Source organism: Serratia sp. AR11, assembly GCF_056376275.1.
Genome location: NZ_CM150739.1, coordinates 3,496,691 through 3,519,319, shown reverse-complemented (window position 1 = coordinate 3,519,319; position 22,629 = coordinate 3,496,691). Strand labels below are relative to the sequence as shown.

The window sequence follows — 22,629 nt, the reverse complement described above, 5'->3', positions numbered from 1 at the left end:
TTTTGGTTGGTTTTATGACCAGGGTTATACCATAGAAGGTTAGGGATATGATGTTATCACCTGCTGGGAAGCTATTTCGTTTTCAGATACTGGGGTTATGTATCACGCTGGCGCTGGGGCATTCATCTACGGTGGCGTATGCCGAGGCAGGCATTCGGTTTAATAGCGATATTTTGGATGTAAACGACCGTAAAAATATTGATCTGAGCCAGTTCTCCCGCAGTGGATACATCATGCCGGGGAGTTACAGCATGGTAGTGCATATCAATAAAAATGAACTACCGGAACAAAAAATTCCTTTTTATGCCCCGGAAAATGATCCTGACGGCAGCCAGGCCTGTATCTCAAAAGAACTGGTGGATCAACTGGGTCTGAAGGGGGATGCCATGCCATCCCTCTCCTGGTGGCATCAGGGGGAATGTCTGGAGGTATCCAGCCTGAAGGGTATGGAGTCACGGGGCGACCTGGCGACGTCAGCGCTCTATTTGAGCGTACCGCAGGCTTATCTGGAATACAGTTCGGAAGACTGGGACCCACCGTCGCGTTGGGATGAAGGCATTCCGGGATTGCTGTTCGATTACAACGTTAATGCCCAGAGCCAGCAGCAACAAAAGGATGGCACTCGTGGATATAACGTCAGCGGTAACGGCACCGCAGGCGCCAATCTCGGTGCCTGGCGGCTGCGTGCGGACTGGCAGGGCCAGCTCAATCATCAGACCGGTTCTGGTCAACCCACGGACAAAACGTTGGACTGGAGCCGCTATTATGCCTACCGAGCTCTCCCCGCACTGCGCTCGCGCCTGACGTTTGGTGAGGATTATCTGGATTCTGGCATCTTTGACAGCTTTCGTTTTTCAGGCGCCAGCCTGGTGACGGACGACAACATGCTGCCACCTAACCTGCGCGGCTATGCCCCAGAGGTGGTCGGAGTCGCCAGAACCAATGCCAAGGTCACCGTCAGCCAACAGGGCAGGGTGCTGTATGAAACTCAGGTGGCCGCAGGGCCCTTCCGGATTCAGGACATTAACGATGCCATCTCCGGTGAACTGGATGTGCGGGTAGAAGAGCAGGACGGCAGCGTACAGGAATTCAGGATGAATACCGCCAGCATTCCTTATCTGACGCGACCAGGATCGCTGCGTTTCAAACTGGCTGCCGGTAAACCTTCAGATTGGCAACACCATGCCCGCGGACCGCTGTTTGGCACCGGGGAGTTTTCATGGGGGGTCAGCAACGGGTGGTCGCTGTACGGCGGTGCACTACTGGGCGGTGATTATAACGCGCTGTCGCTTGGGGTTGGCCGCGATCTGATGATGTTCGGCGCATTATCGTTTGACGCCACACAATCGCGGGCGCGTATGCCGCAACAGGGTGAGACGCTGAGTGGTGGCTCCTATCAGGTGAGATATTCAAAAACTTTCGATGAGTTGGACAGCCAGGTGACCTTTGCCGGGTATCGCTTCTCCGAAGAGGATTTTATGAGTATGGGCGAATACCTGGATGCGCGTTACGACGGCCAACGGGTAGGCAATAACAAAGAAATGTACAGCATCATTTTTAACAAACAATTCCGTGATTTGGGGTTAAGCAGCTATCTCAATTACAGCCACCAGACCTATTGGGATCGCCCGGCCAACGATCGTTATAACCTGACGATGTCGCGCTACTTCGATATCGGTCGTTTTAAAAATCTGAGCATTTCGCTGTCGGCCTATCGCAATCGTTATAACGAAACTCATGACGACGGCATGTACCTGTCACTGTCGATGCCTTGGGGTAATGGGACGACGCTGAGTTATAACACCACGGTAAACCGTAATGACAACACCCATCGGGTGGGTTACTACAACCGGGTCGATGAGCACAATAACTACCAATTGAGTGCCGGCAGAGCGCGCAGTGGCGCTAACCTGAGTGGTTATTACAACCATGATGGCGACACGGCTCGTCTGAGTGCCAATGCCAGTTACCAGGAAGGGCGTTACAGCGCTGTGGGCCTGTCTGCACAGGGGGGCGTGACGTTAACGCCGGAAGGCGGTGCGCTACACCGCGCCGGCATCATGGGCGGTACCCGTTTACTGCTGGATACCAACGGTGTGGCGGACGTACCGGTGCGCGGCTACGGCAGCACTATCGACACCAACGTATTTGGCAAAGCGGTGGTATCGGACGTTAACAGCTACTACCGCAACAAAGCCAGTATCGATCTGAACAAGCTGGGTGACAACGCTGAGGCAACGCGTTCGGTGGTGCAGGCTACCCTCACCGAAGGGGCGATTGGCTACCGTAAATTTGACGTTATCGCCGGTGAAAAGGCGATGGCGATCGTCAAACTGGCGGATGGCAGCGCACCGCCATTTGGCGCGACGGTGTTGAACCACCGCCAGCAGGAGACCGGCATCGTTAACGACGGTGGTAGCGTCTATCTGAGCGGTATCAACCCCGGCGAAACCATGACGGTCCACTGGAATGGTGCCGCGCAGTGTGAGGTGCAACTGCCGTCCTTGTTGCCGGCCAATATGCTGATGAACACGCTGCTACTGCCTTGCCATCCGCTAACGACCGTAACCCGGGCAACGGCCGTTGAATAAATCTGCCGCCCCGAATTTTTGGAGTAATCACAACATGAAAAACCCCCCAATAAAAACAACGGTGATAGCGGTTGCCCTGCTGGGCACAACACTGTCGCAACAGACTTTGGCGGCGATAGCCCTGGATCGTACCCGGGTCATTTTTGACGGTAGCCAGAATGCGGTCAGCCTGAACCTCAGTAACCAGAACAAACAGTTGCCGTATTTAGCGCAGGGCTGGCTGGAAGACGCTCAGGGCAACAAAATTCAGAGCCCGCTGGTGGTGTTGCCACCGGTGCAGCGTATCGAACCGGGTAAACCCAGTCAGATAAAGGTACAGGCGTTACCGGCGGCCAAACTGCTGCCGCAGGATCGCGAGACGCTGTTCTACTTTAATCTGCGTGAGATCCCACCGAGAAGCGAGAAACCGAATACGCTGCAGATCGCGCTGCAAACTCGTATCAAGCTGTTTTACCGTCCGGCGGCGATTATGCCGAGTCGGACGGATATGGCGACCCCTTGGCAGGAGCAACTGACGTTGACACGTCAGGGGGACCGTTATCTGGTCAATAACCCCACGCCGTACTACATCACCCTGATCGATGCCGGCAGCCAAAAGGATACCGAGGGCGTGAAAGGGTTTGAACCTTTTATGATCGTGCCAAAGGGGCAGGCGACGCTGGCCGTCAGTGCGGCCAGCCTGGGCAGCAGCCCGGTGCTGACCTACATCAACGATTACGGCGGCCGCCCACAGTTGACCTTCAACTGCAACGGCGGCAGTTGCAAAGTGGTTCCGGAAAAGAAAAAGATTTCATAACCCTGGGTTCACCGACCTGACTGATGGGAGTCACTCTGATGCAACAAAAGCAAAAAAAAGCCCCTCTCCGGTATCGTCGCGAATGGCGCTATTGCGCCCTTATGGGGGGAGTAGTGCTAATGATGCCGATGAGCCTGGTGGCAACGGCGATGGTGGCGGATAACGACCAAGTGGAAGGTGCCCATGGCGTATTGCTGGTGTATGGCGCGCTGACGGAAAGTGCTTGTCGACTGGAGATGACCAGTGCGCGGCAGGATATCTGGCTGGAGGACACCGGTACCGGCCGTTTGCAGCAGACCGGCGATCGCGGCCGGCCGCAGGCGGTTGAACTGAGGTTACGTGACTGTCTGCGCTCTTCGACCCGTCAGCGAGATGACCGCACCGGTGCGGTCAGTTGGGCGCATAACCAGCCAGCGGTGACGGTAGGCTTTAGCGCACCGTCGGATCTGGACAACCCGCAACTGGTGAAGGCGCAGGGCGTATCCGGGCTTGGGCTTCGCGTGCAGGACTTTCGTGGGCGCGATGTTCGCCTCGGTAGCCGTGGTGAGCCGCTATTACTGATGCCGGGGCAGAATGCGCTGACCTATACCGTCACGCCAGAGCGGACAGCCGCACCGTTAGTGGCTGGCGCTTACCGGGCGACGCTGGACTTTCGGCTGAGTTATGACTGAGGTGGCGACATGGCGTACATAATGAAACAACGCCGGGCGTCAGTTTGGCTAGCTGGGTTTGGGGTGTTTATTTTGACAGCGGTACCGGCGCAGGCGAATAGCCTTATCAGCGTGGGAGTCAGCGTCGTAGTTTCACCTTGCGTGATCCACGGCGGACAGATGATTGAGGTGAATTTTGGGGAAGTGATCGTACCGCGAATCGGCGGCAACAATTATATCCAGGACGTGAAGTTCGAACTGGAGTGCAAGGGCAGCAATGCGGCGATGAAGCTTAAAATTCAGGGCCTTTCGACGACGTTTCCACCCGGAGCGTTACAGACCAGTGAGACAGATTTGGGCATTGCATTCAAGGCCAACAACAATGCATTGGCGGTGAATGAGTGGATTGATTTCACTTATCCGAAAACGCCCACCCTGCAAGCCGTACCGGTAAAGCGAGCCGGTGCGGTGCTGAGCGGCGGTGATTTTTCCGCTATGGCAACGTTGATGGTGGACTATCAATGAACATCAACTACAGGTTGAGAGTCGCCGGGGCGTTGGTCATGGCGCTGATTGGTGCATCGACGACGGCGGCCGAGAATATGAGTTTTCGCGGAACCTTACTGGATACCCCCCCCTGTACCATCACTGTCGACGGTGAAGAAGGGATCGAGATCGATTTTGGTCAGGTCGGGGTCAATAAAGTGAATGGCGAAAACTATAAGCGGTCCTTCATCCTGACCTATGAATGCGAAGGCACCAGTACGGATAAGCTGCTGCGATATTTGGGGATCGCAACGGCATTTGACCCTACGGCGGTACAGAGCAACCTTGCAGACTTCGGCATTGGGTTGCAACACCAAAAAGACGGGGTGGTGACGCCATTTAAATTGGGCAGCACGCTGACTATACCCTCCTATCTGGGATCAACACAGCTTATCGCTGCGCCGGTCAAAAAAGCCGGTGCGAACTTGCGGGAAGGTCCCTTTAGCGCAGCGGCGACTTTTCAGCTGGAATATCCGTAGGAGATAAGGATGAAGATAAACAAAACGTGGTGCAGGTTATTGGTGGGCTTGCCACTAGGGCTGTTCTTGAACGACGCGCTGGCTGCTTCACCGCCGCAGCTCAGCGTCGAGTACCGCGGTAATTTGGTGGCGGAGCCTTGTACCCTGTTGCCGGAAAATGAAAGCATCATGGTGGATTTCGGGACCCTGGTTGACAAGTATCTGTACCTGAACACCCGCACGCAGGGGGCTCCGTTCCAACTGCAATTGACGGATTGTGATCTCAGTCTGGGCAAGAGCCTGAAGGTGACCTTCAGCGGTACGGAAAGCGTTGCGCTACCGGGGTTGTTGGCGCTGACTGCCGGGAGCCAGGCTAGCGGGATCGCCATCGGTATGGAAACCGTTCAGGGCGAGCCTTTGCCGTTGAATGTGGCCAGCGGCAAATATCCACTTCAGGACGGCAACACCGTGATTCGGTTGCAGGCCTATATTCAGGGAGAGCCTGATGCTCTCGCCGATAAAACCCTTGGCCGCGGGGCTTTCCACGCCATCGCAACCTTTAATCTGGAATATGAATGATGGACCTGTCGGGCCTTTATGGCATTGGCAAACCGACAACACGGAAAAGGATATGACGCAATGCAGCCTGTTTACTTGAAATGGATGTTGTTACTGCTTGGCATGGCTCCGGGGCTGGCTTGTGCCCAAATATATTCATATATCACTGAAAGCACCGGTATACCCACAAGTGCCAAGTATAAGTTTGTCATCGACAGTTGGGATAGGGAAGACACAATGCCAAATCCATGCTTTGGCCAGCGTATGTGCGCGGTGGGGATTAACCACCGGCATACCCCGAACGAAGGCGGTGGGACGTCAGACGTAGATAACCCAGCTACTATTGGGTCGGGCCCACATCCGGAAATTGTCAAATTGAAGACGATGGGCGAGCTCAGCCGATATTACCAGAGTATTTACCCGTTGCCGCAGGTGGGGGGTACCAGCCATGTGGGGGAAGCGAGGATACAGGAGTGCGTTGGGCTGTTTTACAACATTCACTCGCCGAGTTCGGTCAGAAGCAATGATTCCAGGATAATGCCTGGTAGCATATGTGGCGTAGCACCGCCGCCGATCGGGGTATGCGGCATTGAGGAGCAGCGGCTCGATTTGCAGCACGGTGTGTTGCAGGAGTCCGAGTTGGCAGGTAATACGGCGCGGGGGAGCCTGCGCATTGTCTGTTCGAAAAAAATGAATATCGTTATGCACATCCGCACCGGCAGTCATGGCCGCCTGGATCTGGGCGCAAACTCGGGAATTTACAGTACGCTGAGCGTCAATGGTGCGGTAAACGATCAGGGCTATCCATTCAATAATGTGGACCCAACCGGGGTGATCTTAAATATTACCTCTACGCTGGGTGTGACCGGTACGACAGTAAAGGCCGGTGATTACTCCGGGCAGACGGTAGCCATCTTGGTCATCCCTTAATCATATACAGTGAGCATAATTTGGTGAGAGAAAATATTTTTGTTTTCTTCGTGCGCTGGCGCTTATTTTTTATGGTGATTGCCATTGGCGTACCACTGTGGATTTATTTTCCCAGTATGGGAGGCAGTGGACTCAATCTGCCGTTCAATGCATTGATATATTGTAGTGCCGCCGTAATGGTTTTTTTTATTTGGCTACCAACACGAGAGCGAATAAATATTACGGAGCCATTGATCTATTTTATTATTGGCGGACTGGTATTGAATATTCCGCTGCTGTATGCCGACGCAGGTATGAAGGTGGTGGCATTATGGAGGGCGGTAGCCCTGCTGGCAGGGGCGGTTTTTTACTTCTCCTGGCTGCAATTGAGCCTGCGCTTTCAACAACGCCGCCGGATATTGTATGCCGTTCTGCTGTTGATCGGTGTACAGGCGTTGATCGCGCTGCTGCAAATCTTTGCCCCAGCATTAAGCTGGGCACCGGTTCGCGGTGGGCGTGTGTACGGCAGCTTCCTACAGCCAAATGTGCTGGGGAGTTTTATCGCAACCGGAGTGGCGTTGCTGCTCATGCTGTTTCTGGTACCGGGCTACGTCTGGCACCGTTATGAGCCTTACCGCACCGCACTGTTGGCCGTTGGCGTGGTGATACTTTCCGCTTTGCTGGTGTGGGTACAATCGCGGGCCGCCTGGCTGGGTGCGGGGGCCACCCTCATCTTGTTCCTTTGTTTGTTTGGCCACCGCATGCCACGACGCTGCCTGACTCTGGGCGCTCTGGTGCTGGCCGGCGTTCTGCTGGGTATTGGCGTCATGCTGTGGACCCCAGGAGATGGCACTGCGTTGAGTTACATCAACCACCAGGGATCGACACTGGCACGCTTGAGCATGTTACATGACACACTGGCGATGATCGCCGACAAACCCTTGCTGGGATGGGGCTATGGCGGATTCGAATATCATTTCCAGCATTTCAGAATTGCCCAGGTCCCGCCGACGACGGTGACGGAAATTGCACGCCATCCACACAATGAAATCTTGCTTTGGTGGGCTGAAGGTGGCGTTGTGGCACTGGCGGGCATAGCCATCATACTGGCTGGCGGCGGACGTCTGCTGGTGCAGGTAATAAGGCATGACCGTGAAGCATTTGCATTGGGTAAGCGGACTGCCGGAGAGGGCACGGCGATATGTCTGGTGTTGTTACCTATGCTGATTCACACGCAACTCGAGTACCCTTTTTATCTGTCGGCGGTGCACTGGTTAGCCTTTTTGCTGCTGCTGGCAACGGCTGATCGCCTGAGTGGCGGGGTGCGTTGGTGTTGGACGCCGCCCGTACCAATTGGCGTGGTTTTCAGCAATACCGTGCGTCTGTTGGCGTTATCCTGTGCAGTGATGATGCTGGCGGCTTTTCAGGGCGGTTTGTTGTTGACCTATGCCGAACGCTCGGGAATGAAGACGATGGAAGCGGTGGATACCATGTCACCCTTAATGACATTGGCGCATCGTGAACGTCGTGAGTTCGATCATCAAACACGTTCTTTGTTGTCCTTCAATCGCACGCAGAATGTTGCCCTGTTAGAGGGATATGTTTTTTGGGCAAAAGATTATCTGGAGCGGCGTATTGATAAAAATGTTTATTCCAACTTAATCGTCATACTTCGATCTCGCGGGGATATTAAATTGGCAGAGCATTATCGACAACAAGGCGAGCTATTTTTTCCTGACGATGCACGATTTTCCGTACGGAATAAGTAATTTCCTACCCCTTGATTTTATATTAAATATCTCCGGTAAGTTAATTATTACCATGGCGGGGCATGGACGACGTTTATTTCTAAGGAGTGAGAAATGGGAAAGGTAATTTCTCTGGTGTTTATTGATAACGATAAATTTTTTATCGAAGGTCTGCAACAGCTGATAGTGCCTCACCTGGAACAGAAGGGGCTTCAGGTGAAGGTGTTAGATGATACGGCGGCATGCCATGCAGATATGGTGTTCAAGGCCGTAGAGCGGGACTGGCAGGCGCGTTTCTGCCTGCGCAATGAAGCAGGCTGCGGGCAGCTTAATTTTTCATTGAGGGCGCGGGGAGATACCCGTTGGCGGAATAGACCGCGCTGTAGCAGAGAGTCCGGGGTGATTATCCGTGATGAACGGATCGAGAACATCCTGGTACGGGTTGAGGATGTCCTGATAGCTAGAGGGTCTGGCATCGTTACCAGTCATTGCCCCTGGTGTGAGCTGCAGCCGATTACCCCACGGGAGCGGGATGTAATGCGCTATCTGGCCTGGGAAATGCCACCAACGGCTATTGCCCGTTATTTATCTCTCAGCGTGAAAACAGTCAGTAATCACAAACAGGCTGCGATGAGAAAGCTGGGGTTTAAGCGTAATGCTGATTTATACCATTGGCTGCGGTTGGGTGGCTTGAAAACTGTGAAGAGGTAAGAAAATGGATATGAACAAACCGCTGTGGCGGCGTGGCGCGTTAGTTTTGCCACTTTTGATAGCAACGTTGGTACTGAACGGTTGCGAGCAGAGGCGGCGGTCGTCCCAGACGGCAAAAAATGCCCCCGAGACCGCTGTTGAATTATCCCAGGCCCAACAGGAAGCGGAGCGTTTGCAACAGTGCCAAAAAGAGTTGGATGCGCTGCATGGCATAGACGCCATAGGTTACAGAAAATATAAACAGGAATTTGAGCGCCTGATGAGCGGCGCCGCTCAATACGCAGGATTGCGTACCCAAGTGAAGCGCGATACTCAGGAAACGGTGGATGCAGTGTATCGCTACAAAGTGAACCGTCTGTGTGCCGACGTAAATCAGGCGGTGATGACAGGACTGGCGGATCGCGGAGAGCGCCTTAAATGAAACTGCCTGAACGAAAAGGGGTGATAGCGCTACTGTTGGTCTCAAGCTCCCTGAATGCAGAGGAGGGCGTGCCTGCTCTGTTGCAATTTGCGGAGCAGTACAACAATCAACATTCGCTATCGCCGCCCGTGGTGGTTGAAAAAGAAATGCGCGCGTTGAAAATAAAAACCGGCACTGCCAGTAAAACGCTGCCCTCCACGATGCAGATAGAACGCCAACAACAAAAGATCCATGAGTTGGAGAACGCATTAGCGGCATTACGTGAAGCACAGTCCGTTACGCAGGTGCCGGGGGTAAAACCTGCGGCACTGTCTGGACTGCTGAAGTTGATCGGCGGGTTGCGACATGCAATCAACCTTTCGCCGGATGAGCGGCGGATGGCGGAGCTGATGCGGCAGGCAAACGAAGAAACGGCCCGGGAGAAACAGTCGGCGGCTATGAACCTGGCGCAGGTTCACGCGTTAAAAATCAGGGTTACCGATCTACAAGTGCAGCAGCAGGCGTTGCTGGCTCGGGTCAGTAAAGCTGAAACCGCACAGGTAAAGCAAGCCGGCATAGAACAGCAGCTGCGGCAGGATGCGGAGGCGCTGCGTGAGCGGGCCAAATTGATGGTGTTGCCGCAGGCGCTGAAAACGGCTACCGGGCAGCAATCGTATGCTGCGGGTGGCGCACTGGGGCGCGATATTCTGCAGATGCTGGATGAACGTAAAGGATGGGGCGTTGATACCGAGCGCCAACCTCTGCTGGCAGGCGTTATAGACGCTTTTGCCGGCCAGTATCAGTTGACCACTGACGTATTGGCCAAGGCGTTGGCCGACTCGGAAGCCAGGGTGACATTGGCGCGACAACAGACGATGCAAAAACAAAGTCAGCGGGATCGGACGTATCTGGAGGCGTTTACCCAAAGTAAAGGTGTGAGGCAATCTCCGGCAGGATTTTGGTATCGGGTGGACTATATCGGTGCAGGAGATATCCCCGCCGATGCGCGGGTAGACGTAGTGGTGAGAGAGATGTTGACAGATGGTCAGGTGATTCAGGATATGGGTCTTAACGGCAAAGTCCTGTCTCAGCCACTCCAAGAGTATCCGCCACTATTCCGTGAGGCCATTGGGTATGTAAAAAACCACGGTGAATTGACTGTTGTCGTTCCACCGGCGTTAGCCTACGGTGACGCTGGTTTTCCGCCAAAGGTTCCGCCAAACGCGACCATGGTGTATGAGTTGCGGGTGGCGGACACAAGGGGGCCTTAGGGATGTGATATTTGGAAAAATGAACTAATGGCAGTAGTTTCAATGTTAATACCATCAAATATGGCTATGCAGAGCGTATTGTTAATAACTAGCAATGATTTATTTAAAAAACTGATTAGAATTACCTTGGTTTTATTTAGAAAATAAAGTCCATTCATTTCAATCCTTACTCATGGTTAACTAAAATTAAATTGAGAATAGGGCCTGATAAAACTATCTTGTTAATCTAATTGTAAAATGGACTTTCAGAGGTGGATAATGTATCAGGTTCTATCAGAAAATGGATTTAATTTCATAAAAAAAAGCAGAAGATGTTGCCTGTCATCCTATGTAAATGACGAGGGTGAGTGGGCTGTGGGTTATGGTTATAATAAAAATGTCGGACCAGGAAGAACCATCTCTGAGTTGACTGCGTTGAGTTTATTACAGTCCGACATTATGGAGTGTGAGCAAAGGTTGAATGAAATTATTATGACTCCGTTGGCCCAGTATCAATTTGATGCGGTGCTATCATTGTTCTATGATGTTGGTCCCGGAGTCTTTGGTAAAAGAAGTGGGGTAGAAATATGGAAGTCAGGTAATACATCGCCCATGTTGACACTCATTAATGATGCAAAGCTTGATGACGTGAGCGAATATTTTTCATACTGGGGGGTGAACAGCAGTAAGGAAAGGTTACGATTGCGAGAGGAAGAAAAAGAAATTTTCTTGTACGGAGTTTATCCATTATAATCTTGAAAGCTCACGCCTCCTTCTCCCGGAGGCGTGATGTTTTTTTTTAATTTTTGTCATCGAAAATGCGTTTAATCATTTCCGTGTCAATTCTCTTGTGTGTGTAGATATATAATGGAATGTTAACATCAATTTTCTTTGTTATCAGCTCAAACGTAGAGTTAAACATGCACTTCAGCACTGAACAGGTATGTGGGAGTATTGCATAACCTAAGGTACATATCACCATCTCGATCATGGATGTAATATTTGATGAAAGAGTGAGTTTCCCTCCTATACCCACCTCAGATTTAAGTTTGTCTATTGTTTTTTCCAGAATGAATTTGTTTATCAAATGCGCATATTCACTATGAATAAAAACGTCTTTGCAGGTATTGTTTTTATCGTAAATAAGATAAAAGAACAGTTCGGATACCATGCTGTGGTATTCGCAATGCTCTATGCTCCCGTTATGTGTATCGTCGATTATTATGTCAGTGGACTCATCGGCAACGCTGGTTAGAATTATCTCAATTGATTTCTTTTTAAATTGGTTAGTGATAAAAGGCGATAAAAACAAATATTCTGAACTGATAAATATTTTTATTATCTCTTTGTTGTTTTTCATTTTATCTTCGAGGGATTTCAATGTGTGGAAATGGCCCTCTGTTAATGAGTAAATTCTCTTTCCGTATTGCGTTAGAATCATCTTATTGTTTTCAAAAATAAAAAGCTTGTTATCGATCCTTCGTTCAAGCTTCTTTATCATGGAACAGACTGCGGGTGAAGTTATATTTAAATCTTCCGCAGCCAGTTTTATCGACATTTTCTCGGCGACGCTAATGAACGTATTAAGTTCTCTTGATGTGAACATCATATTTCCTTATTGATGATTGGTTTTTATATCCCTGGAAATAGAGGTTTTTTATTATAATTTTTATTAATTATTTCAGTTTTTACATGATTTTAAAATTGTTTATTACTTAACATGCATTAAGGATTTCTTATTTTACATTAGGTACTATTGACGATAGGCTTACTCCTCTTTCAATTATATTAACTTGGGGTTTTAAATAAATTTGGAGGGTAGGTTGTACTTTAAAGTTCCTGAAGATACCCAGTTAATAACATGGACGCTCATTGGCTTGGTCTCTGCATGGGGAGGATTGGTTAGATATATCATGGATGTTAAAAATGACAAGGCTGAATGGCGGTGGGTTGGCGTTTTTTTTCAGATTGTCGTCTCGGGTTTTACCGGTGTTTTAGGGGGGTTATTGAGCTTTGAGGTAGGCAGTAGCATATATATGACTTGTGCCGTTGCCGGATCTTTTGGGGCAATGGGCAGTGGAGCAATAGATTTGATTGCCAATAGAATATTTTTTCGTAATGGAGTCAAATGATGCAGAAATTTACTTTTAGTTACCGAAGTGAAAGAAATCTTCACGGGGTACATCCCGATTTGGTCACGCTAGTTCGTATGGCGTTATCCCTTTCCGAAGTGGATTTTAGCGTTATAGAAGGCGTCAGGACCCTCGACAGGCAACGACAGCTAAAACAGGAAGGGCACAGTCAAACTTTGAATAGCCGACATTTGACCGGGCATGCAGTCGATCTTGCCCCTCTGCTGAATAAAGTGATCCCGTGGGATCGCTGGGAGTTCTTTCAAATGGTTGCCGATGCCATGAAAGAGTCTGCCAGGAAGAGCGATATACCTATTGTCTGGGGAGGAGATTGGAAAAGTTTTAAAGATGGCGTGCATTTTGAATTGTCGCGAGAACGTTACGTTTAATTCCTGTTAATTATATTTTAATTATTAATCAATTTGTAACCTGTCTTAAATTTTAACTTATTGACGATGCTGTCTTTAAAGTTAAATATATACGCATTCAAAACAAAAGAGGATTAATAACATGGATAACTACGCATTGAGAACCTTTTTCAAAAGCCATGATTCGGCTTTAATTAATGGCGAGTCAATTTTTCTGTATAGAAAAGATGTGGATTTTTATAGTAACATTTACCTCAATAAATTTAATAATGGCGGTTGGAGTACGACGCAATTAAAAGCGCCAGATGGTTATTTATATTCTCGAGTATCATTCTTTACTAAAGATTATGATGGGGTTACAGCACATGTCATTTTCACTTCACGGACAGAAAATGATAATGACGCCGTCTTTATCACAAGGATTAAAAGTAATGACGAGGGATTGACACTCGCAGATGCGGCACCTTTAAACTTTATCAACGGTATGTCTATCATCAAAGCCAGCGGTACATTGGTTAACGGTGTGATTATTGTCTCCTTCGTCGATGGTAATACCAATGGCGCCTATGTTGTCGCTTTGGATGCAGAGACCTATGAACAGCTTTCTCCGGTCGAGTTAATTGATGAGGCTCTGTCATTACGCTACTTTGATGAGATGCTCGGACAAATGACGGGGGCTATCGCACAATTTAGCGATGATAACCATGGCTGTTTCTTGCAGCTAAGCAATGTTCGCGAAAATATCTCGGTGTTCAAGCTGGAGTTTGATAAAAATCTGGGGCTGTCCTGCACTAAGTTGTTTGTCATTACTGAGGATGACATTGGAGCCTTCGCCGGTTTGTACGATAAAGATAAGAGTCTGGTGATTACATGTTATTGCCAGTTTGATCCATTATCTAAAAATTGGAGTGTAAATGGTGTGGCTAATAAGGTCTTCGGCAAAGTGGATGAGCAACGCTATGACGCTTACAGCGCACTTCCTTTAAATAGCAGTCCGGGAATTTATTATCGTCCTCAGGTTGATAAAGCTGAAAACGGTTATGTCGTGTCTTGGGAAGGTGCGGATATGCTGCATTTTAAAAAATTCAACGAACAGATAAACGCAGTTTCACCGGAAGTCTACTTTTCCGCTAATAAACCAGGTAATCACCAAATGGTTTATATCGATGGTGAGTATTTTGTGGGGTATCAGACTGACTGTAGCGAGCCTCGTTTCGTTGGTCTGGGTTATAAAAATGACAGGGTTAAATCTGACAATGATTGAGGTGTAATATGGCCATTACTGAAATAAAAATATCTGAGTGCTTTAGTTTTATTAATAATCCCGACAAGCGTCGGTTGGAAATAACAATCGTAGCAGGTTCACCCAGCGACCTTAAGAATAAAGGCGTCTCAGTTTACTATGGCGATACGACACTGTTACTGGCAACAACCGGAGTTGCCAGCACCTTGCAGCCTTTATTTGATATCGTCATTGATAAAAATGTTGACGAATTCATCGCTATTATCAACAAAGAGGGTTTTAAATCTTACAATCTCAGAGTTGAGGTGAATTTAGCCAACGGTACAGTTGCGGAGAAATTTCATAGTAACATTCAGTTTATGGATGTTGAGCCAACAATTCATGATTCCGTTTTTATTGAGGAAGCAGGAAGTAATTTGGCCAGCGTGGAAGTATGGGTTAAGTATTATTCTCCTTTTGTTTCTTTGCAGTTGGTTAATGAGAAACATGACAAGAGCTATCAGTTTGAAAATTTTGAATACGATGAAGGACAGAAGGTATGGAAAAGTAAAGTTGATGTAGATAAGAATTTTGGGAAATGTAATGAGGAATTGTTTTTTTCAGTTTTGGGTAAATATATAGGTGGAACCCTCCCTTGTACCCCGGAGTGGTCCGTAAAAATTGATTTAGATAAAACATTAAATGGAGTATGTATGAATACCAAATGGCAGAATGGCTTTAATATTTTTTGGGATGATAGCAAGAAAGACTCAATCCGTGATTTACAAATCACCAAGAAGACAGGCCATCTGTTAGCCACCTATTTAGCGCCCGTTAACGCGACAAATAACGAGACTTTGATGACGCGTATGCAAACGGCAACTGGGGCGTTAGTTCCGCCGGTGTCCATTTGTACCCTTCAGGCGCGTATGAACAAGGATGCCAATGTCACCTGTATTGATGATACTGATGATTTTGTCGCCGTTTGGGCGGGTAATGCCAGCAGCAAATTTAAAATCTATGCGCGTAAGTTCACTGCCGGCCCGGGTGGGATTACCTCAACTCAGTTCCAGGATATTGAAATCAGCGGTGGTAATGGTGACTATACCTGCCCGCGGATCATTTATAATCCGGTAAGCAAGCTACTGCTGGCAACCTGGGTATCGACGAGCGAGAAAAAGATCCAGGGTGCGTACCTAAATCCGAACACGCTGGTAAAAGAAAGCTATGACTTTGATATTTCTACCAAGATCCACACTGGCTATAACGGTGCGAATGTCGAATTAGGCACGGCGGTAACCGAAAATATTGTTCTTATGAATCATGGCGAGAAAGTGGTTATCGCTTATCTGGAAAAAGTGGGGGAAGTGAAATTCCTGAGTATCGGCAAACCGGCCGGTGGCACGCCACCTGTTGTGCCGATGACGCAATACTCTCAGGCTGGTATGGGTAAATTCCACGCCGTGCTTGATGCAACCATTAACAGTATCATGCTGGTTTATGTCCTGGGCCAGGACATTTATGGCACTAACATTCGGGTGTTTGCTAAAGTCGGTGAAACTTATGCGGCTAATAAGCTTAATAGCGTATCTTCCGGTTCACCGTCATTCCCTTATATTTACAAGGCGTTAACTCAAAAAGAACCGTATGAATTCCATGTAGCATGGACTTCGAGCACGATGGGTGCCTATTTCAACCGATTCGACGCGAACTTCTTTGCCATTGGCGGTGAGGAGCGCATTAACGAAACGGGTGGCGGCAATATGTATCCAAAACTGGTTGCCAGCGACAACCAGACTGCGTTGCTGTTCCAGGCAAACAAATTCAATAATGTTGCCCTGAAGGCTGCGGGTATTCTGTCCTCAGTCAAAGCGCGCGGTTAATTTTTGCGCTGATATAGCAGGATGATAGTTTGGGCCGGTTGGTGTTATCACCCACCGGCCTTTTTGTTGCCGACGACGCCAGGCTACATGATCCACATGACTGAGATCTGCGTGGCAACTCTGGTTGATAGTCCTTCAGGGCTGGGGGTTGCGTACTATGTTTTCTGTTTGCAGCACACTACACGCCGTTTCCGGTCGTGAGCGCAGCGGAGAGAACAGATGAACAAACGGGAATTAGAAAGCGCGATTGTCACCGATTTTTCCAAACGCATGAGCTACGGCGACTATCTGTGCCTGGATCAACTGCTGGACTGCCAACATCCGTTGTCCAACCCGCAGCATCATGATGAGATGCTGTTTGTGGTGCAGCACCAGACCTCTGAACTAATGATATTTTGTGCCAGACTTCCGCATATTTTGCGAAGGTGGAGTTCGACCGCCTCTGGAAAAAATAATACCACTGTTGGACATCCTGCGTGGTGAAGATGGGCTTGGACCGGTACGCCATTAGTTGGATATCGCCCCGTCGAAATACTACAAGCATCAGGAACACCGTCAGTGTCCGTACAAGTGCGGTCAGCGTGACCAGAATGATGACCACCTGAAGCAGGCGATACAGTGAGCGCGATGAAAACTACAGCGTCTATGGCGTTCGCAAGGTCTGATGCAGTTGTAGTGGGAAGGGGTCATCGGGCTGATGTGTGAAAAAGAATCGCAGTTGAAAATAGCGCAGCAACTGGTGCTGGACTTCTACCGGATCCTGAAAACCAAAAACAAGTTCCAACTCAGCAGGCAGTTCGCCAGTCTCAGCGAAAGTGGCTCCGTTGTGCTTTAGAGTGTTGCAACCGAGATGGGGTTAGATGCAGCCGCAATATGTGAAGCCATGAGTAGCAGATGGAGTAACGGTGTTTTCGAGGACATGTAAATCGCCTGAAGATGCTGATGCGGCAGATGTACGGACGGACTGGGTTTCGAACTACTGAGGTGGTGGGGGATAAGTCCTCCGGCGCGATGGGAGCTACCCGGGTTGCGGAATGCTCATTTTTAATCCGTTGGTGACAGTTGAGTTTCTGTTGGCCGGGGATGCGTCGGTGTGCAAAGCTACTTTTCAGTTGAATGAACTAACCGACGCGTCTTTTTCTCCGCAGCCATGCCCGTCTGAGCTGGCAAGTGCCGGATGTATCCACGGTGGATTCCTGGCTGCATATCGATTGGCAAAAGAGCGCTTTAGTGGGCAATTTGATTATATTAAAACAGCTTTGGATCACGGTAAAAGACTCTTTATTTGTGGCCACAGTCTAGGGGGGGCTCTGGGACTAACTTATGCAGCTGAGATGAAAAGTTATCAGCCAACACTTTATACCTATGGCATGCCGCGTACCTTTACTGCTGATGCAGTGGGCAATCTGTATCAGGTCACCCACTACCGTCATGTTAACGACACCGACACTATCACCAGCGTACCGTTTGATGCTCATCTGGATAACTGGCTATATGGTAAATTCGGTTATCTTGGTTCTACCCTGGGCTTTTTCTGGACATTGCTGGCAGACCTACCCGCACAAATGCTCGGCGCTTATGTTGGGGAACATTATTGGCACCATGGGAAACCGGTGGTGTTTTTCCGGGCGACCCAAACCAATTCGTATGAAGAGTGTAGGGTAATGATGAATCCGAGTACCTGCCGCCGTCTCAGTTATAGCTTGCCACGAAAAGCCAAGCTGTTCCTGGTTCCCTCTCTATCAGAAACTGAAAATGAAGAGGCGAAAGAAGCCCAGGAGGCATTTATTCGCGAATACCCGAAAGAGGATATTCAACGTGTTTTTCCCCGAAATACTAATCCCAATTTTGACCATATGACAAATCCCATGCGCCATTCGATGGCAAACGAATATCTGCCGTTTCTTAATAATCAGTTACTGGAGTCCGCCTGGCCGGAGTTGACATTGCAGCGAAAGAAGAAACGGGAGATGTTTAAGCAGCAGATGACACAGTATGCTGATAAAAGCCCTGTGGAGGAGTTAACGCGGAACCGGATGTTCTTTGCCCTACAGGAAATGCTGGGTAGTTCTTTGGAAATTACCAATATGCTGCCTGGTGGTGAAAGCGCACTTATTCGGTTTAAATCTATTACGAGGGAAGAAGTTGAAATCATTTAATGTTCTTAACTTGTTAGTACTGTTACTCCCCCTGAGCGGCTGCGCCAGCCGTCCAGATTATACTCTGAATCCACCCGCCAGTACCGAGTGGGTTACAGTGACAGTGAAACTGCCACCACAAACAGAGATTCCCCCCATGGGGGTTTTGTACCGTTCGGTAAAGTGTCAGCGTGAGGATTATGACAGTACGACTGAGTCACATATCCGTAAAGAGAGAGGATTTAATCCCCAGCGAACCAGGATGATACTGCAGGGAGGAAGTGATATCTGGCAAAGCCGCATTGCTCTTGATGGTGGCGGTAAGTGCGAATGGAAACTCAGTGCTATACGTGTTGATATCCAACCAATCAGCGCTATTCCGCTAGCGGTAGGGAAAAAAATTATCCCAACGAGTTATGTATTTAACTTTGATGATGGAGCGTATGGTGGAGGGGAAGGCTCTGGCAGAAAAAAAGATATTCATGGCGACTTAAATTTAAAGACAGAATTATTTCCTATGATTATTCACCACCGTGATGGTGAAGTTACACTTAATTTATTTGGTGGAAATACGGATAAAAAGAAGTTGAGTAGACACTACAGGGTTTACAATACAAAGAATATAGTGCTTGAGCCTAAGGTTCATTTTGCTAAAGAGGTGGTGCTTACGCCTCCGGTATCACTGCCTGGAGATATTATTGCGACCTACCCTGATGGTAGCCAAGAAAAAATTGAGCATGTTTATCCCGATTATGAAAAATTGCTTTTGATGAAGTAAATGCAAAAATTTCTTCACTCATGTCACGGAGGGCGAATTTGAAATTATCTAATACTGTTAGCCTGTTGGTACTGCTCCTTCCTCTGAGCGGCTGCGCCAGCCGTCCAGATTATACGCTGAATCCACCCGCCAGTACCGAGTGGGTAACCTTGGCTGTGAAACTTCCGCCACAGACGGAAGTAACCCCTATGGATGTTCTGTACCGTTCGGACAAATGTCAGCGGAAAGTCTACGATGAAAAAACGGAATCCCATATCAGTATGGACAGAGGTAAGAATCCCCAGCGAACCAGGATGATACTGCAGGGAGGAAGTGATATCTGGCAAAGCCGCATTGCTCTTGATGGTGGGGGTAAGTGCGAATGGAAACTCAGTACTGTTAGGGTTGATCTCCGGCTTACAGATAACACATCTCTGACGAAAGGGAAGGACATAACGTCTACAAGCTATGTATTTGCTTTTGATGATGAGTTTTATAGTGGAGGAGGGTTACCAGGACGAAAGAAAGATGTGCACGGTGATCTTAATATCAAAACCGATTTCTTTCCTATGGTTTATATAAATCACTTGTCTAATGAAAGGGATGTGGAACTGTTTGGCGGGAATGTGAAGAATAAAAAAATGGAGTAGGCACTATAGAGTTTATAATACAAAAAAATAATCATAGAACCTTCTTTGCATGCGAATAAACTTGTTGTTCTTGAAAGCCCTTTATCTCCACCGGGAAAGACAACTGCAACCTATCCTGATGGTAGCAAGGATGAGGTTTCAGGCACCATTCCCGATTATGAAAAATTGCTTTTGATGAAGTAGATGCCATTTTTACCTGTGTTACGGATAAATGCGTTGGGGTTGGCTAATGTCATTGAACTATTGGAACGACTTGCCCCGTTCGCTTTGAGCAGACTACTTGGTTTTTTCTATTTCCTGATAAATTTAACTGCTTTTCACATCTTGATTTTGGTAATGCGTCAATTAATTCCTTCAAGTTTTTAGGTGAGATTTAAAATTTGTTGAGTAAGGGTAATAAAAATGTCCAAAGGTTTTGTATTGCTTGGTGATAAGACAACACATGACGGCGCTGTAATTTCGGCATCCTCCAGCGTGATTGTAAATGGTAAGAAAGCCGCTTTAGTTGGCGACATGGTGAGCTGCCCAGTTGAGGGACATGGCACCAATCCGATTGTTGAAGGTTCATTGGAATGGTCATCCGATGGCAAAGCCATTGTGGTTGATGGTTGTGAATGTTTGTGCGGTTGTCAAGTTATCTCCAGCGCGCCGGAATGCGCAATAGGATAATTAATGGGTTGGAAAAGAACTAAAGCATTAATTCCGGCACTGTCGTCGGCACCTTCCATGATGAAGTGGTTGCTGACTGGTGCCCTGATGGCGATTATCGGTGTGTTGTTGTTCATCCTCCAGCCAAGTCCACTTTGTGTGGGTATCGATGTTTCGAAGGCTACGCTGGATACTGCCGCCAACAGTGATATTAAACCGTTTACAGCCAGCAATGACGCTGACGGTTTTGATGCCATTGTTGCCGAACTGAGCAAGCACTCGGTGTCACTGGTCCTGATGGAGGTCACTGGTGGGCTTGAGGCCGCGGTGGTCTGCACGCTTCAGTGACGTTACAGTGATAAATCCTAGGCAGGCTATAGACTTTGCCCGAGCTATGGGTTACCTGGCAAAAACCGACCGAATTTGTTCTCTGGCGATCCGGGCAACAACAGCGTTGGGTTGTGGTGCCTGTTTAACCAGGCTGACTTTAAATTCACGGCTGTAGCTGGTTCGCCGATCTTTTCGCCATTTTTCTTCGTTGCTATCAGATTGCGTGGTTTCATTTTTTCTGTTGGCATACAGGATTGCATCAAGCTGGGCGAACGAGAGTGAGTCAGGTAACGGCCAGGAGATCCCGGATGCAATAAATTTCTGGAAGAGAGTATGTACTGTTGAATGGCTGAGACCCCGTCGCTGAGCAATGACTCGAATGGTTAGTTTGTCTTCAAATCTGAACCGCAGGGCATCAAGAAGATAAGAGCGATAACAGGTAATATCTTTATTTGTCCGGGTATTCATCGTTCGTGTCCATCAATATAGATGGGCGCGATTGTTGTCAGACAGGACAACTTTCACAAGACGTCGCAGATGGTGCGCTTACAAGTCATTGGAATAGACGGTGCGCGATTCAGTTCGCCAGTTGGCAGCATTTTCCATGAACAGAGCTCCTTCTATTTAGACGGAGCTCTAAGCTAGCGATCCCGGGACCAGAATCACAGGCGGCGGTAGTTTGACGCTTACCAACGACGAGTCTTAAGACTATCACTAATTTAAGTGACACCAACTGTCTGGAGATTTATGGGGCCAGTCTATGTCTTGCCGGAAGATTAACTTCCGGCTGAGATTATCTTTATGCTTTAGGAACGTTACGTGCCAGAAGCCACTGGTCGATTTCTGCTTCCAGCCAGCCAACAGACTGTTGCCCTAATCGCCGCTGCTTTGGAAACGTCGCATCGTAGCGCCCAGACTTCGGGTTAAGCCAGTCGTATATGGTGGAACGGGCGATGCCTGTTTTGGCCGCAACCGCGGGCATACGCAGGATTTTTACCGTTGGTGATGTCATTGTTGAATTTTCTCTCAATCTGGTTTGCTTTGGATGAGAGGAAAGATATTCTGTTGTGCCGCAACATTGAATACGGCTGCGTTACTTCATTTTTTACAGGTCTCAGGTTATTGATTTATGGATGATTTTAATCTTAATTCTTTTGTCGATGAGCTAAAAGAGTCATTCAACAATAAGAAAGGTCGGCTGGCGTTCGCTCTACATGTGGTTAGCTGGGAAATCAATATTGTTTGGTTGAATGGGGACGATTTCAATATTGGCGAAATAGTGGATGGTGTTGTGCAAAGTGCCTCGAAGCGTCGGGACTTTGAGCAGAAGCAGGATCTGATGCTACTTGCAGAGGCTGATACTATACAGGAGTTAGTAAATGAGCGGATCTTTCTGGCGGCAATAAACTGGTATGCAGGGCTGCGTTTCTTGGTGTCGGATTGGCGCGATGGGTTCAGGTTATTACTGAAATCAATTGAACTTCTTGATATGTGCCGTGGCATGGTTGAACATGAACTATGGCAACAGACCGAGACGGCAAAAAAAGAACAGGCCTCGCATGGTGGTAAAGCAAAAGCAGCACTCTTTACCCCACTTAAGGCTGAAATTATTCGCTTGCTACTTGGCAAGCAGCCGGAGGGGGGCTGGAAAAGCAAAAATGCGGCTATGGATGCAATTAATGTCGATATACGTGTGTTTATCGAACAGCATGGTTTCCCTGGTTCCTCAGGAGAGCAGAATACGGGAAATGATCAGGCCGAACTATGTTCCCGAATCCCTCGTCTGGTCAGTGACTGGTCCAGAGATGATGTGGATGTAAAAGCCGCTTTTGCGGCAGTAGTTAAGCAAAAAAAGAAAAGCGCCCCGAAAGGCGCAGAGTAGGT

General features: G+C 48.5%; 23 protein-coding genes, 6 pseudogenes and 1 other annotated feature. Of the genes and pseudogenes, 26 read left to right on the top strand and 3 right to left on the bottom strand.

Going from position 1 to position 22,629, the window contains the following annotated elements; all coding sequences use genetic code 11:
* Nucleotides 1–47 precede the first annotated feature (47 nt).
* The 13 genes and pseudogenes from ACSOSI_RS16605 (at nucleotide 48) to ACSOSI_RS16545 (ending at nucleotide 11,370) form a co-directional block, all read left to right on the top strand.
* A complete protein-coding gene (locus ACSOSI_RS16605) occupies nucleotides 48–2,591 on the top strand; it encodes an outer membrane usher protein (RefSeq protein WP_112350370.1) in 2,544 nt (847 codons plus the stop codon).
* Between the two features lie 34 nt (nucleotides 2,592–2,625).
* Nucleotides 2,626–3,387, top strand: a complete 762-nt coding sequence (locus ACSOSI_RS16600; protein WP_476705807.1) for a fimbria/pilus periplasmic chaperone — start codon at nucleotides 2,626–2,628, stop codon at nucleotides 3,385–3,387.
* Nucleotides 3,388–3,509: 122 nt separating this feature from the next.
* Entirely contained in the window at nucleotides 3,510–4,058 is a 549-nt protein-coding gene (locus tag ACSOSI_RS16595) for a fimbrial protein (RefSeq protein WP_262209606.1), read from the top strand.
* 21 nt (nucleotides 4,059–4,079) lie between these two features.
* The gene (locus tag ACSOSI_RS16590; RefSeq protein WP_261142585.1) at nucleotides 4,080–4,562 is read left to right on the top strand and encodes a fimbrial protein; all 483 of its coding nucleotides are present in this window, start codon (nucleotides 4,080–4,082) and stop codon (nucleotides 4,560–4,562) included.
* On the top strand, nucleotides 4,559–5,062 hold the full coding sequence (locus tag ACSOSI_RS16585; RefSeq protein WP_261142586.1) for a fimbrial protein: 504 nt from the start codon (nucleotides 4,559–4,561) through the stop codon (nucleotides 5,060–5,062). The genes ACSOSI_RS16590 and ACSOSI_RS16585 overlap by 4 nt, the downstream gene beginning before the upstream one ends.
* 9 nt (nucleotides 5,063–5,071) lie before the next feature.
* A complete protein-coding gene (locus ACSOSI_RS16580; RefSeq protein ID WP_112350374.1) occupies nucleotides 5,072–5,620 on the top strand; it encodes a fimbrial protein in 549 nt (182 codons plus the stop codon).
* A gap of 18 nt (nucleotides 5,621–5,638) precedes the next feature.
* Nucleotides 5,639–6,118: pseudogene (locus ACSOSI_RS16575) on the top strand (MrpH family fimbial adhesin); the annotation flags it as partial.
* An 18-nt stretch (nucleotides 6,119–6,136) separates the two neighbouring features.
* Nucleotides 6,137–6,529, top strand: coding sequence for an MrpH family fimbial adhesin (locus ACSOSI_RS16570; protein WP_258528383.1), 393 nt, complete (start codon nucleotides 6,137–6,139; stop codon nucleotides 6,527–6,529).
* A gap of 23 nt (nucleotides 6,530–6,552) precedes the next feature.
* Nucleotides 6,553–8,277 (top strand): PglL family O-oligosaccharyltransferase, encoded by a 1,725-nt coding sequence (locus ACSOSI_RS16565; RefSeq protein WP_261142587.1) that lies wholly within the window; start codon nucleotides 6,553–6,555, stop codon nucleotides 8,275–8,277.
* Between the two features lie 93 nt (nucleotides 8,278–8,370).
* Nucleotides 8,371–8,967, top strand: coding sequence for a helix-turn-helix transcriptional regulator (locus tag ACSOSI_RS16560; RefSeq protein WP_112350377.1), 597 nt, complete (start codon nucleotides 8,371–8,373; stop codon nucleotides 8,965–8,967).
* A 4-nt stretch (nucleotides 8,968–8,971) separates the two neighbouring features.
* Nucleotides 8,972–9,388 (top strand): hypothetical protein, encoded by a 417-nt coding sequence (locus ACSOSI_RS16555; protein WP_476705806.1) that lies wholly within the window; start codon nucleotides 8,972–8,974, stop codon nucleotides 9,386–9,388.
* Entirely contained in the window at nucleotides 9,385–10,638 is a 1,254-nt protein-coding gene (locus ACSOSI_RS16550; RefSeq protein WP_261142588.1) for an FKBP-type peptidyl-prolyl cis-trans isomerase N-terminal domain-containing protein, read from the top strand. Before ACSOSI_RS16555 ends, ACSOSI_RS16550 begins: the two co-directional genes overlap by 4 nt.
* Nucleotides 10,639–10,896: 258 nt before the next feature.
* Complete coding sequence (locus ACSOSI_RS16545; protein ID WP_261142589.1) at nucleotides 10,897–11,370, top strand: lysozyme; 474 nt, start codon at nucleotides 10,897–10,899, stop codon at nucleotides 11,368–11,370.
* Nucleotides 11,371–11,416: 46 nt separating this feature from the next.
* On the opposite strand, the gene ACSOSI_RS16540 is transcribed toward ACSOSI_RS16545, so the two are convergent.
* A complete protein-coding gene (locus tag ACSOSI_RS16540; RefSeq protein WP_181575070.1) occupies nucleotides 11,417–12,175 on the bottom strand; it encodes a LysR family transcriptional regulator in 759 nt (252 codons plus the stop codon).
* 265 nt (nucleotides 12,176–12,440) lie between these two features.
* Here ACSOSI_RS16540 and ACSOSI_RS16535 point away from each other — a divergent pair, with 265 nt between their 5' ends.
* The 12 genes and pseudogenes from ACSOSI_RS16535 to ACSOSI_RS16480 all read left to right on the top strand — a co-directional run.
* Nucleotides 12,441–12,749, top strand: a complete 309-nt coding sequence (locus tag ACSOSI_RS16535; RefSeq protein WP_181575071.1) for a phage holin family protein — start codon at nucleotides 12,441–12,443, stop codon at nucleotides 12,747–12,749.
* Nucleotides 12,749–13,138, top strand: coding sequence for a M15 family metallopeptidase (locus ACSOSI_RS16530; RefSeq protein WP_112350383.1), 390 nt, complete (start codon nucleotides 12,749–12,751; stop codon nucleotides 13,136–13,138). The genes ACSOSI_RS16535 and ACSOSI_RS16530 overlap by 1 nt, the downstream gene beginning before the upstream one ends.
* A gap of 121 nt (nucleotides 13,139–13,259) precedes the next feature.
* Nucleotides 13,260–14,381, top strand: a complete 1,122-nt coding sequence (locus ACSOSI_RS16525; RefSeq protein ID WP_112350384.1) for a hypothetical protein — start codon at nucleotides 13,260–13,262, stop codon at nucleotides 14,379–14,381.
* 8 nt (nucleotides 14,382–14,389) lie between these two features.
* The gene (locus tag ACSOSI_RS16520; RefSeq protein WP_261142590.1) at nucleotides 14,390–16,222 is read left to right on the top strand and encodes a hypothetical protein; all 1,833 of its coding nucleotides are present in this window, start codon (nucleotides 14,390–14,392) and stop codon (nucleotides 16,220–16,222) included.
* A 219-nt stretch (nucleotides 16,223–16,441) separates the two neighbouring features.
* Nucleotides 16,442–16,609 (top strand): annotated as a pseudogene (locus tag ACSOSI_RS16515) (tryptophan 2,3-dioxygenase family protein); the annotation flags it as partial.
* Nucleotides 16,606–16,884 (top strand): annotated as a pseudogene (locus ACSOSI_RS16510) (IS3 family transposase); the annotation flags it as partial. The pseudogenes ACSOSI_RS16515 and ACSOSI_RS16510, both read left to right, overlap by 4 nt.
* Nucleotides 16,632–16,748 (top strand) — a sequence feature (AL1L pseudoknot). Its footprint overlaps the pseudogene before it by 117 nt.
* A 26-nt stretch (nucleotides 16,885–16,910) precedes the next feature.
* Nucleotides 16,911–17,270 (top strand): annotated as a pseudogene (locus ACSOSI_RS16505) (hypothetical protein); the annotation flags it as partial.
* A complete protein-coding gene (locus ACSOSI_RS16500; protein WP_455871721.1) occupies nucleotides 17,257–18,381 on the top strand; it encodes a lipase family protein in 1,125 nt (374 codons plus the stop codon). The pseudogene ACSOSI_RS16505 and the gene ACSOSI_RS16500, both read left to right, overlap by 14 nt.
* Nucleotides 18,368–19,138, top strand: coding sequence for a hypothetical protein (locus ACSOSI_RS16495; RefSeq protein WP_476705805.1), 771 nt, complete (start codon nucleotides 18,368–18,370; stop codon nucleotides 19,136–19,138). Before ACSOSI_RS16500 ends, ACSOSI_RS16495 begins: the two co-directional genes overlap by 14 nt.
* 38 nt (nucleotides 19,139–19,176) lie before the next feature.
* The gene (locus ACSOSI_RS16490) at nucleotides 19,177–19,767 is read left to right on the top strand and encodes a hypothetical protein (RefSeq protein ID WP_476705804.1); all 591 of its coding nucleotides are present in this window, start codon (nucleotides 19,177–19,179) and stop codon (nucleotides 19,765–19,767) included.
* Nucleotides 19,768–20,169: 402 nt separating this feature from the next.
* On the top strand, nucleotides 20,170–20,436 hold the full coding sequence (locus ACSOSI_RS16485; protein ID WP_476705803.1) for a PAAR domain-containing protein: 267 nt from the start codon (nucleotides 20,170–20,172) through the stop codon (nucleotides 20,434–20,436).
* Between the two features lie 87 nt (nucleotides 20,437–20,523).
* Nucleotides 20,524–20,839 (top strand): annotated as a pseudogene (locus ACSOSI_RS16480) (IS110 family transposase); the annotation flags it as partial.
* 2 nt (nucleotides 20,840–20,841) lie between these two features.
* Here the strand turns inward: ACSOSI_RS16480 and tnpA are convergent.
* Both tnpA and ACSOSI_RS16470 read right to left on the bottom strand, forming a co-directional pair.
* Nucleotides 20,842–21,213: pseudogene (gene tnpA, locus ACSOSI_RS16475) on the bottom strand (IS66-like element accessory protein TnpA); the annotation flags it as partial.
* Between the two features lie 331 nt (nucleotides 21,214–21,544).
* Nucleotides 21,545–21,757, bottom strand: a complete 213-nt coding sequence (locus ACSOSI_RS16470; RefSeq protein ID WP_126481791.1) for an AlpA family transcriptional regulator — start codon at nucleotides 21,755–21,757, stop codon at nucleotides 21,545–21,547.
* 117 nt (nucleotides 21,758–21,874) lie between these two features.
* Between ACSOSI_RS16470 and ACSOSI_RS16465 the strand changes: the two genes are divergently transcribed.
* Entirely contained in the window at nucleotides 21,875–22,627 is a 753-nt protein-coding gene (locus ACSOSI_RS16465; RefSeq protein WP_455871717.1) for a hypothetical protein, read from the top strand.
* Nucleotides 22,628–22,629 lie beyond the last annotated feature (2 nt).